Raw genomic sequence first — 10261 nt, forward strand, 5'->3', positions numbered from 1 at the left:
GGCGCTCAGGTCGCGTGTGCCCGGCGATAATTCCCGAGCACCTTGACGATGTTCGCGAAGAGGAAGATGAATTCGGCGGTGACAAGGGCGCCGGCGAGCCGGATCAGCCAGGGATTGCCGGCGAGCGCGGCTAGCAGCAGCGCCGCGAGCGCCGAGGCGTGCACGCCGAGGTGACGCCGGATCGGCGCGTCCGGCTGCAGCTTCTTCATGTTCGGCGCCTTGCCGACGTCCTGGGTCAGGTGCAGCCAGGCGAGGAAGGGCACGATCTTGTAAAGCATGCCGACGATCACGCTGACGAAGCCGCCATGCAGTACCAGGATGCCCGCGAGGATGGGCCACGCCTGATGGTCCGAATGGTGTGCGACCAGAACGCACGCGAGTCCCGCAATGAAGCTGCCCATGCCGAGCTGGAATGCCCGTGTCGTCATGTCCGGCACCGACCGGCGCGACTGGCGCTGCAACTTCAGCGTGCTCACCGCGAACGCCACGCAGAGCACCGCGAGCGCGGCCGACAGCGCGAACTCCGCGGTGCCCAGCTCGCCATACACCGTCGCGCTCCACAGCACCAGCACGGCGCCCGTGCCCAGCGCCCAGAAGCGCGTCAGGGGCGCCGGGTAGTTCGGCGTGATCTGGAACATCGGAACCACCACCCAGCTCGCCGCCGCGAGCAGCACGCCGGCTCCGCCCAACAGCGCCCAGCCGATATGCAGCTTCAGCACCACCAGCAGCGGCAGGGCGAGACCGTTCGACAGGGTCAGCCCCAGAGCCATCCCCAGCGCGATCGCGATCGTAAACCCGATCAATGCGATGCGCATGTCGCGCGGAGTTGCCTGCGCGACGGGTATTCGCCGCAGCCCGAGGAAGGCTGCCGCGACGAAGATCGCCAGTCCGCCCCCCAGCAGCACCGTCGCCGGCATGAGGAAGCCGTGGGCACTGCTGCCGAGCCCCCACGCAAGGCACAGTGCCCCGATCGTCATCGCAAGGTGCACGATGGCTGCGATCGGGCCCGAGCGTGGAATCACCGCGCCTGCGACCACCGGCAGCACCTGGAACATCGCCCCCAGCATCACCGTCAGCATGAAGCCGACGGTCATCAGATGCGTGACCGCCAGCGCGCCGGGCGTCCAGCGCGAATCGAGCAGCTCCGGCGCGGCGAGCAGCGTCGCACCGGCAGCCGCGCCGAAGAGCGGCGCGGTCAGGAAGAAACGCAGCGGCGTCGAGAAAGCCGGCGCCGCGTCGTAGCTGAGGGTCTGCCCGTCGGGGATCATGGGTTCAGGATGTCGATTTCGACGACGCCGTCGTCACGGATGCGGTTCTCGTACTTGTAGCCGTCGCGGTCCAGGATCCGGAACAGCGGGTACGGCATGCGGTCCAGCAACAACGTCATGCTCTCGCCCTTGGGCAGGTCCGCCAGCGTATCCATCGCCAGTTCGAAGGGTTGCGGTGGTTCCAGACCGCGCGCGTCTACGATTTTTTTCATCAGGCCCTCGCGTGAAGGCGCTCGCTCAGCCCGGCGGCGACATCGGAGCCGCCAAGGTGCGAGTCGCACATGGGATAGAGGATATTCTCCTCCTTCATGTTGTGCTGCTGCATCAGGATCAGCAAGGTTTCCGATTCGCCGGCATAGTCGTCGCCGTCCTTGTTCGCGAGTGCGTCGCGCATGCGGGCGAGCGCGCTGCGCATCTCGACATGTTCGCCGCGCATCACCTTCGTCGGGCCTTCGGTCATCCCGGTGGCGGCTTCGAACTTCGGGAAGAGCAGGGATTCCTCGGCATCGAAATGGTTTTCCATTTCTGCCGCGAACTGCTCGAACGCTGCGCTTGCCTCGTCCCACTTGCCCTTGGCCGCTGCCGTCTCGGCGCGGGCGAAGGTCTGGTCGCAGCTGCGGTGGTCGTCGGTCATCAGGGAAGTGATCTGGCTCATGGTCGCGGGTCTCCGGTTAGGTGATTGCAATTCTCCCAATCCGCGAAGGGGGATCCTTGATGCGTATCAAACCGTTCGTGTATCCAATCAATTCGGGAGCGGGCCCGAAGCGGGAATCGACGCGCGGTGCAATGGCAAACGCATTTACAGCCGGAAACATCCACAGGGGCATGTCATGGCCAGAATGCGCACCGGGCAAGGATCGCGCGCGCGAGATTCACACCTGCGCGCGAGCCTGCTAGATTGATGTCATGGGGCGCGTGAGACGTCCGCCCATCCGTTCGGTATTCTCGTGGAGGTACTGCATGTCCGTTGAAGGGCAGGCTCGCAAGTTGCGTGTCGATCCAGTCCGGCTGAAGCGCCCGGCAAAGTGGCTCGCCGGCATCGTCCTTGCCATTGCGGTGCTCGGTTTCGTGGCCGCGCCGCCGCTGGTTCGCCACTTCGGACAGAAGATCGCATCCGAGGTCCTCGGTCGCGAGGTGACCATCGACGACATCAACATCAACCCCTTTGCGCTGTCCGTGACCGCAAAGGGGTTCAGCATCGCCGAGGCCGACGGCCAGCCCGGCGCCTTCTCGTTTGCGTCGCTCTACGCCAACCTCGAAGGCGAGTCGATCTTCCGCGGCGCCCCGGTCCTGCGCGAACTGCGCCTCGAGGCGCCGCGCATCAATTTCGTCCGGCTCGACGAGTCCCGCCACAACTGGACCGACGTGCAGGAACGGCTCGCCGCACGCCCGAAATCGCCGGACGACAAGCCGGCGCTGTTCTCGCTCAACAACATCCAGCTGGTTGACGGCACGGTCGCCGTCGAGGACCGGACGGTGGGCGTCAGGAACGAGATCACCAACCTCACCATCGGCGTGCCCTTCGTCTCCAACCTGCCGGTCAAGGTCGAACTCTTTACCGAGCCGGTCGTCTCCGCGCTGATCAACGGCCATCCGCTGCAACTGGTCGGGCGCACCCGTCCCTTCGCCAACGACCGCGACACCGTCCTCGACCTCAAGCTCGACGGCTTCGACTTCACGCCCTATGTGGCCTACCTGCCGTTCAAGCCCGCATTCCGGCTGCCCGAAGGCCGCGTGTCGACGGACATCGAACTCGCCTTTTCGCAGCTTGCCGACGAAGCGCCGAAGGTTGCACTGAAAGGTTCCGTCGCGCTCGATTCGATCAAGCTGCAGGATGCCGCCGGCAATCCGCTGCTCGACCTTCCCAGGCTCTCGCTCGGCCTCGCCGACGTACAGCCCCTTGCACGCAAGCTCCATTTCGACCGCCTCGAGATCAGCCAGCCGACGGTCGATGTCGTCCGCCTGGCCAGCGGACGCCTCAACTTCCAGGAGATCCTTCCCCCTCCCGCTGCGGACCAGCCCGCCGCGGAGACGCCCGAGGCGACGGGACAGGCCGCCGCGGCTACCCCGGCTGCCGAAGCGCTGCTATTCACGCTCGACAACGCGAAGATCAGCGGAGCGACGATTCGCGTCGAAGACCGCGCCGCGGGCGGGCCGAACACCGGCGGCGAGCCTTTCCGCACCGAGATCAAGGACTTGCAGTTCGAGGCCCGCAACCTCAGCACCGCGGCGGATGCGGTCGCCGAACTCGCCCTCGACTTCGGCACGGACGCCGGCGAGAAGAGCAGCCATCGTGACCGCCTGCGCCTGAGCCCGCTGGAAGTCGAAGGGCGCATCGCCGCCGAGAACTTCCTCGTTTCGCGCTACCTGCCGTACTACGCCGCGCAGCTGCCGGGCGGCGACGTCCGCGGCGGCCGCGTCGATGCGACGGTGCAGTACAAGGTGAAGATGGCCGGCGACGCGCCGCAGATCGACCTCCTTGCCGAAGCGCTCGTGCTGCGCGACTTCGAACTCGCGCTCAAGGGGCAGAAACAGCCCGTGGCGAAGCTCGTGCGCTTTGCCGTCAACGACGTCAAGGTCGTGCCGGCCGACCGCTCGGTGAGCGTCGGCAGCGTCGAATCCAACGGCGCCGCGTTCGCGGCGCTCAAGGACAAGCAGGGCAAGCTCGACGTCCTCGCCCTGGTCGGCGAGCCGAAAGCGGCAAAGGCGGCACCCGCCGCCAAGCCGGCCGGGAACGCCAAACCGGCGAAGGGCGCGGCGAAGGGCGCCAAACCGCAGTCCGGTGACGACGGCGCGGACAAGCCCTGGGCGGTGACGGTGAACAAGCTCGCCTTCGACGGCTGGTCGGCGCGCTTCGAGGACCGCACCCAGGGCACCCCGATCGTGCTGCTCGCCGACGCCATCAAGCTCGGCGCCGAAGGCCTCAGCACCGCGAAGGGGAGCACGGCGAAGCTCGACCTCACCGCGCGCGTGAACAAGCGCGGCAGCGTCGATGTGAAGGGCGCCGTCGGCCTCGAGCCGCTCAAGGGCGACCTGAACCTCGACCTGAAATCCGTCGATCTCCTCCCGCTGCAACCCTACGTCGTCGAACAGCTCAACATCGCCATCTCGCGCGGCACCGTCAGCACCCGGGGCAAGCTGGCCTTCGAGTCGGCGCGCGACGGCAGCCTCAAGGCGAGCTTCCGCGGCGATGCCGGCGTCGACAACTTTGCATCCATCGACAAGGCCCAGGCCGCGGATTTCCTGCGCTGGAAGAAATTCGCCGTCACCGGCATCGACTTCCGCCTCGCGCCGCTCGCCGTCGCGATCAAGGATGTCGCGCTGAACGACTTCTATACCCGCCTGATCCTCGACGAACAGGGCCAGCTCAACCTGCGCGAGATACGCCAGCACGAGCCGGCCGCTGCCGCACCGCCCGCCGCGCCAGCAGCGGGCGACGCGCCGGCGCCGACAGCACCCGCCAAGGCGGAAGCGACCGTGCCGCCGCCGAGCGAGCCGCCCCCGCCGATCTCGATCGGCAAGGTCACGATCAAGCAGGGCAACATCCAGTTCAGCGACCGCTTCATCCGGCCGAACTACGATGCCAATCTCACCGGCATGGAAGGCGAGCTCGTCGGCCTGTCGTCGGATCCGTCGACCATCGCCAAGCTCGACCTGCGCGGCAAGGTGGACAACGCCGCGCCGGTCACCGTCGCCGGCCAGCTCAACCCCTTCCGGCAGGACCGTTACCTCGACATCGCCGCGTCGGTGAAGGACTTCGAACTCACCGCCGTCTCGGCCTACTCGGGCAAGTACGTCGGCTACGGCATCCAGAAGGGCAAGCTGTCGGCGGACCTCAACTACAAGATCGAGGACCGCAAGCTCAGCGCGACGAACCGGGTGTTCCTCGACCAGCTGACCTTCGGCGACAAGGTCGACAGCCCGACGGCCCTGGACCTGCCGGTGCAGCTCGCGGTCTCGCTGCTGAAGAACGGCCGCGGCGAGATCGACCTCAACGTCCCCATCGGCGGTTCGCTGGACGACCCCGAATTCAGCGTCGCCGGAATCGTCATCAAGGCCATCATCAACCTGATCGGCAAGGCGCTCACGGCACCGTTCTCGCTGCTCGGCTCGATGTTCGGCGGCGGCGAGGAGCTGTCGTACGTCGAATTCGCGCCCGGGCGTGCCACGCTCGATGCGGCAACCACCGAGAAGATCGCGACGCTCGCGCGCGCGCTCGCCGACCGTCCCGCGCTGAAGCTGGAGATCACTGCCCATGCGGACCCGGCAACCGACCCGGACGGCGTACGCCGCGTGCTGCTGGAGCGCAGCGTCAAGGCGGCCAGGCTCAAGGAAATGGTGCGCAAGGGCGAGGAGGCCCCGTCGCTCGACGAGCTGACGCTCACCCCCGAGGAGTACGCGACATGGCTCAAAAAGGTCTATCGTGATGCAGACTTCAAGCGTCCGCGCAACGCGATCGGCCTGCTCAAGGACTTGCCGGTAGCGGAGATGGAGGCACTCATCCTCGCCAACACCAAGGTCGACGACGAGGCGCTGCGCCAGCTCGCGCAACAGCGCGGGCAGGCGATCAAGGACAAGCTGCTCGCCGATGGCAAGGTGCCCGCGGAGCGGGTCTTCCTGCTCGGCCCCAGGGTCGAGGCGGCGAGCGGCGACAAGGCGGGCGAGCAGGGCGCCGCGCGGCGGACATTGTTCTCGCTGAAGTGAGCGCAGGGCAGGGCACGCGAACCGGAGGAGATCATGGCCCGGAAACTCGATGACGACGAACGCGCCGCGGCGCTCGCGACGCTACCCGAATGGGCGCTGGTGGCCGGGCGTGACGCAATCACGCGCAGCATCCGCTTCAAGGACTTCAACGCCGCTTTTGCCTTCATGACGCGCGTGGCGCTGAAGGCGGAAAAGATGGATCACCATCCGGAGTGGTTCAACGTCTACAACCGCGTCGACATCACGCTGTCGACGCACGACGCCGGCGGACTCACCGAGCGGGACGTGGCGCTCGCGCGCTTCATCGACCAGGTGGCTGCGGGCGCCTGAAAAACGATGCGCCGCGGAGCCGGGTGATCCCGGCGCAGCGGCGCATCGCGAGACCCGCCCGAAGGCGGGCCGGGGTGGGATCAGGCCGCGGCGAGCGCCTGGTCCAGATCCGCGATCAAGTCATCGACGTGCTCGATGCCGACCGACAGGCGGATCATGTCTTCGGTGACGCCGGCGCGCACGAGCTCCTCGGGCGAGAGCTGGCGGTGCGTCGTCGACGCCGGATGGCAGGCGAGCGACTTGCAGTCGCCGATGTTCACGAGGCGCGTCACCAGCTTCAGCGCGTCCTGGAAGCGTCCGCCGGCCTCGCGGCCGCCCTTGACGCCGAAGTTCAGGATGCCCGAGGCGCGCCCGCCCATGTAGCGCTGCACCAGCGGGTAGTCCTTGTGCTCCTCCAGGCCCGCGTAATTCACCCAACTGACCTTGGAATGGCCGGTCAGGAAGCGTGCGATCTTCACCGAGTTCTCGCAGATGCGGTCCATGCGCAGCGCCAGCGTCTCGACGCCCTGCAGGATCAGGAAGGCATTGAACGGCGAGATCGCCGCGCCCATGTTGCGCAGCGGCACCACGCGCGCCCGCGCGATGTAGGCGGCCGGCCCCAGCGCTTCGGTGTAGACCACGCCGTGATACGACACGTCCGGCTCGTTCAGGCGCTTGAAGCGCTCCTTGTGCTCGGCCCAGGGGAACTTGCCCGAATCGACGATGATGCCGCCGATCGAGTTGCCGTGGCCGCCCAGGTACTTCGTCAGCGCATGCACGACGATGTCCGCGCCGTGCTCGAACGGACGGCACAGGTAGGGCGAGGGCACGGTGTTGTCGACGATCACCGGAACGCCGTGGCGATGGGCGACTTCGGCGAGCTTCTCGAAGTCGGTGATGTTGCCCAGCGGATTGCCGACGGATTCGCAGAACACCGCCTTGGTGCGGCTGTCGATCAGGCGCTCGAAGGCGCCCGGGTCGCGGTAGTCCGCGAAGCGCACCTCGATGCCGTATTGCGGCAGCGTGTGGGCGAACAGGTTGTAGGTGCCGCCGTAGAGCGTGCTCGAGGTGACGATGTTGTCGCCCGCTTCGGCGATCGTCTGGATCGCAGCGGTGATCGCCGCCATCCCGGACGCCATCGCCAGCGCCGCAATGCCCCCTTCCATCGCCGCGACGCGCTTCTCCAGCACATCCTGGGTCGGATTCATGATGCGCGTGTAGATGTTGCCCTGCACCTTGAGGTCGAACAGGTCGGCGCCGTGCTGCGTATCGTCGAAAGCGTAGGAAGTCGTCTGGTAGATGGGCACCGCCACCGCCTTGGTGGTCGGATCGGGCGAGTAACCGCCGTGTACCGCGAGCGTTTCGAGTTTCATGCGTTCATCCCGGATGGTTGGCGAGGTTCTGTTGCGGACAAAAAGTATAGCCAGCCCCGGCAGGATGAAAAAGAAGGTTTTCCGGAATGCTTATGACGATGGCCGGAACCGCGCGTCTGAAGGGATATGTTGCAATCGTCCTATTGAATCCACATTTTGGATGTTGCTAATATTGAACGCTGCGCAAAACGCAGCTTCACCGGACTACGACGATCCGGACATATAAATACAGGAGGAGGGAGATGATGGACGCAGCAACCGCAATTCCGGGCAAGGTGGCAACGTGGCTCGAACTTGCCGTGGCGCCCGATTGGCGCCGGCAGCAGTGCAAAATCCGGGTGCACACGGTGGGGCCGCGCGAGGGCGCGTGTTATGCGATTTCGATGGACGGGCGCTGGTTATGCGCCGGATCGGGGGAGCTGACGGTGTTCCGTGGTCTGAGTGCCGCGCTGCACTTCCTCAAGCTGCTGCGCATCGAGGATTTCGAACCGGGTGAGCCGGCCGGCATGCCCGCGGTCGGCACCGGGCGCCACTACTGCATGTGTGCCGACAAGAAGAAGGGGCTGCTCCCCTGCGACTGCAACAGCCGGCGCTGCGCCACCACCCACTGAGCACGCGCTGACGGGAAGCGGCTGGATGGCATGGCGCAACGCAGCCATGCGCAACCCGGCTGCACCGCGATTCCTATCCGGAGATCCCCGAAGGCGCGTCGGCCAGTTCGACGCGAAAGAGTCCCCGGGCCGCATTCGACAGCAGAATCGCCCGGGCGCGCGACAGGTCGGCCCGGGTCAGGCGCTGCTCGCGCGCCTTTCCCTCATCCAGCAGCTTGCGTCGGTAGACGCCGTCGAGCACGCCGCTGTCCAGCGGCGGAGTGAGCAGGCACTCGTCGCCGAGATCCAGATAGACGTTGGTGCGCGCCCCTTCGGCGAGTTCGTCGCGTTCGTTGAAGAACAGGGCGTCGAAATGGCCGTGCGCCATCGCGTCGCGCAGTTCCGCGTCGTAAAGCGCCCGTGCGGTGGTCTTGTGCCGCAGCAGGGGATCGCCGCTCGCCAGGGGCCGCTGCGACAGGACAACGGTCGGCGTGGTCGGCGCCGTGTCGTCGAGGGCATGCGCCGATATCGCAAAACTGCCATCCGCCGCGAGCTGCACGCGCACGCGGTGCGGGCCGCTCAGGCCGCCCGCCCGCTCGCTCAGCGCCGCGCGGAGGGCTTCGGTGTCGAGCGCAAATCCGAACGCCCCGGCCGATCGGGCGAGGCGCTCGAAGTGGCGCGTGAGCAGCGGGTAGGGGGCTGCCGTGCCGGGCTCGCAGCGCAGCGTTTCGATCAGGCCGAACTGCGGTTTCAGGCCGGTGAGAAAGCGCCCCTTGAGCAGCGACTCGGCCCATTCGGCGTGCGGCTCCGAATCGGCGACGACGCCGCTGCCGAGGCCGACGCGCACGTGCCGGTCACGGTCGATTTCGAGCGTGCGGATCGGTACGCTGAAGCGGAAGTCGCCGTCGGGTGCGATCCAGCCTAGTGCGCCGCAGTAGATGCCGCGCGGTGCCTGTTCCAGTTCGCGGATGATCTCCATCGCGCGGATCTTGGGCGCGCCGGTGATCGAACCACAGGGAAAAAGCGCCCGGAAGATCTCCGCGAGGCTGGCCGTCACCGGTTCGGCAATCACCGTCGAGGTCATCTGCCAGACGCTCGGATAGGGTTCGACCTCGCACAGCCGCTCGACCCGCACGCCGCCGCTCGGAGCGAGGCGGCCCAGGTCGTTGCGGATCAGGTCGACGATCATGACGTTCTCGGCCCGGTTCTTTTCCGACGACGCGAGCCCCTGCGGGTCGCTGTCGCGCGCGGCAGTCCCCTTCATCGGGCGGCAGGTCAGGCGGCCGCCCCGGCGTTCCACGAACAGCTCGGGCGACCGTGACAGGATGGCGCCCGCCGCGTGGCTGATCAGCGCGCCGTGCCGCACCGGCTGGGCCGCGCGCAGCGCCTGGTAGAGCGCCAGCGGGGCGCCGTAGAGGCGACCGTGAAGGGCAAAGGTGAAATTCACCTGGTAGCAGTCTCCCGCCGCGATGTAGTCCTGGATGCGCGCGATCGCGCGGCAATAGTCCTGTTCCGCGATCTCGCAGCCAAGGTCCATCACGCCGGCGAGCCGTTCGTGTTCGTCGAGCCGCGTCAGGGCGCCTGCGATGCATTCGTCGGTCCGGGCGGATGGCAGGTGCTCGGCACGGCCGTAAACCCACGCCATGAGGAGCGGCGAGCCGGTGTCGCGGAGGGTGCCGCGCGCGCTGCCACGCAGGCGCGGCTCGAGCGCATCGCCCAGTTCATAGCTCGCGGCGATGGCGACCCATCGCCCGCGCGCCCGCGCCCGCTCGATGGCGGCGAACGCCGCATCGATCTCGGTGGCGCTCATGCAGACGATCGATTCCTCCGGTTCGAGCAGGAGAAGGTCCCCGCTGCCATCCAGGTTGTCGTCGAACAATGCGAATTCGTGCGCGTACTCGCTGACCGGCAGCCGGACCTGCCCGAAATCCGGCATCCCGCCCTCCGGAGCACAGGAAGGCCTAACGTAGCCGGACGGTCCGGGGCTCGAGTCGGGCGGACGGCCGACCGAACGCAC

7 protein-coding genes and 1 pseudogene are annotated in these 10261 nt (G+C 67.2%); 3 read left to right on the plus strand and 5 right to left on the minus strand.

The window, feature by feature from the left end; translation table 11 throughout:
* Window positions 1-5: 5 nt before the first annotated feature.
* Genes GPA22_RS18895 through GPA22_RS18905 form a run of 3 tightly spaced genes read right to left on the minus strand, consistent with a single transcriptional unit; the run spans window position 6 to window position 1923 of the window.
* On the minus strand, window positions 6-1268 hold the full coding sequence (locus GPA22_RS18895) for a hypothetical protein (protein WP_169257612.1): 1263 nt from the start codon (window positions 1266-1268) through the stop codon (window positions 6-8).
* Window positions 1265-1480, minus strand: a complete 216-nt coding sequence (locus GPA22_RS18900; protein WP_211169221.1) for a DUF2249 domain-containing protein — start codon at window positions 1478-1480, stop codon at window positions 1265-1267. The genes GPA22_RS18895 and GPA22_RS18900 overlap by 4 nt, the downstream gene beginning before the upstream one ends.
* Window positions 1480-1923, minus strand: a complete 444-nt coding sequence (locus GPA22_RS18905; RefSeq protein WP_169257613.1) for a hemerythrin domain-containing protein — start codon at window positions 1921-1923, stop codon at window positions 1480-1482. Before GPA22_RS18905 ends, GPA22_RS18900 begins: the two co-directional genes overlap by 1 nt.
* A gap of 305 nt (window positions 1924-2228) precedes the next feature.
* On the opposite strand from GPA22_RS18905, the gene GPA22_RS18910 reads away from it, so the two are divergent.
* Both GPA22_RS18910 and GPA22_RS18915 read left to right on the plus strand, forming a co-directional pair.
* Window positions 2229-5972 carry a DUF748 domain-containing protein gene (locus GPA22_RS18910; protein WP_169257614.1) on the plus strand — a complete coding sequence of 1248 codons (3744 nt, stop codon included), beginning with the start codon at window positions 2229-2231 and terminating at the stop codon, window positions 5970-5972.
* A gap of 27 nt (window positions 5973-5999) precedes the next feature.
* Window positions 6000-6302 (plus strand): annotated as a pseudogene (locus tag GPA22_RS18915) (4a-hydroxytetrahydrobiopterin dehydratase); the annotation flags it as partial.
* Window positions 6303-6382: 80 nt separating this feature from the next.
* Here GPA22_RS18915 and GPA22_RS18920 read toward each other — a convergent pair.
* Window positions 6383-7654: a bifunctional O-acetylhomoserine aminocarboxypropyltransferase/cysteine synthase gene (locus tag GPA22_RS18920; RefSeq protein WP_169257616.1), complete on the minus strand. Its 1272-nt coding sequence runs from the start codon at window positions 7652-7654 to the stop codon at window positions 6383-6385.
* Window positions 7655-7896: 242 nt separating this feature from the next.
* Here GPA22_RS18920 and GPA22_RS18925 point away from each other — a divergent pair, with 242 nt between their 5' ends.
* Window positions 7897-8265, plus strand: a complete 369-nt coding sequence (locus GPA22_RS18925) for a hypothetical protein (RefSeq protein WP_246264516.1) — start codon at window positions 7897-7899, stop codon at window positions 8263-8265.
* A gap of 73 nt (window positions 8266-8338) precedes the next feature.
* On the opposite strand, the gene pabB is transcribed toward GPA22_RS18925, so the two are convergent.
* Entirely contained in the window at window positions 8339-10180 is a 1842-nt protein-coding gene (gene pabB / locus GPA22_RS18930) for an aminodeoxychorismate synthase component I (protein ID WP_169257617.1), read from the minus strand.
* Between the last annotated feature and the right edge of the window lie 81 nt (window positions 10181-10261).

It is taken from the genome of Aromatoleum toluvorans, assembly GCF_012910905.1.
Lineage (GTDB): Bacteria > Pseudomonadota > Gammaproteobacteria > Burkholderiales > Rhodocyclaceae > Aromatoleum > Aromatoleum toluvorans.

Excerpts from the sequence above, each read along its gene's own strand:
- GPA22_RS18905 (WP_169257613.1), bottom strand. The coding sequence starts at position 1,923 with ATGAGCCAGATCACTTCCCTGATGACCGACGACCACCGCAGCTGCGAC.
- GPA22_RS18910 (WP_169257614.1), top strand. The coding sequence starts at position 2,229 with ATGTCCGTTGAAGGGCAGGCTCGCAAGTTGCGTGTCGATCCAGTCCGG.
- GPA22_RS18900 (WP_211169221.1), bottom strand. The coding sequence starts at position 1,480 with ATGAAAAAAATCGTAGACGCGCGCGGTCTGGAACCACCGCAACCCTTC.
- GPA22_RS18895 (WP_169257612.1), bottom strand. The coding sequence starts at position 1,268 with ATGATCCCCGACGGGCAGACCCTCAGCTACGACGCGGCGCCGGCTTTC.
- GPA22_RS18920 (WP_169257616.1), bottom strand. The coding sequence starts at position 7,654 with ATGAAACTCGAAACGCTCGCGGTACACGGCGGTTACTCGCCCGATCCG.
- pabB (WP_169257617.1), bottom strand. The coding sequence starts at position 10,180 with ATGCCGGATTTCGGGCAGGTCCGGCTGCCGGTCAGCGAGTACGCGCAC.
- GPA22_RS18925 (WP_246264516.1), top strand. The coding sequence starts at position 7,897 with ATGATGGACGCAGCAACCGCAATTCCGGGCAAGGTGGCAACGTGGCTC.